Origin of the sequence: Desulforhopalus vacuolatus (assembly GCF_016918505.1) — a bacterium.
Lineage (GTDB): Bacteria > Desulfobacterota > Desulfobulbia > Desulfobulbales > Desulfocapsaceae > Desulforhopalus > Desulforhopalus vacuolatus.
The window spans coordinates 1-411 of record NZ_JAFFPZ010000133.1; the positions used below are offsets into that span (position 1 = coordinate 1).

Annotated in this window: 1 protein-coding gene; it reads left to right on the forward strand. The window is 68.4% G+C overall.

Annotated elements, in window-relative coordinates:
- The coding region (locus JWG39_RS16225; protein WP_205220467.1) for an aminotransferase class I/II-fold pyridoxal phosphate-dependent enzyme at nucleotides 1–411 on the forward strand (411 nt) is incomplete at both ends.

Sequence of the window (411 nt, forward strand, 5' to 3'; positions counted from 1 at the left end):
GTGCAGCGGTGCAGGGCGAGGTCTGGTTGAATGCCAACGAATCGGCCTGGGCGAATCCGGCCGACAGCGCCGGCAGCAGCCGTCGCTACCCCGAGCCGCAGCCGCTGGCCCTGCGCGAGGGCCTGGCTGGGCTGTATGGAGTAACGCCGCAGCAGCTGCTGATCGGCCGCGGCAGCGACGAAGCCATTGATCTGCTGGTGCGTGCCCTGTGCGTGCCGGGCCGCGATGGCGTGCTGGTCACGCCGCCGGTGTTCGGCATGTACGCGGTCTGTGCGCGCCTGCAGGGCGCCGCACTGATTGAAGTGCCCCTGGTGGATACCGAAGACGGCTTGCGTGCCGATCTGGATGCTGTGATCGATACCGCCAAGGCGCGGAACCCCAAGCTGGTGTTCCTGTGCGCACCGTCCAACC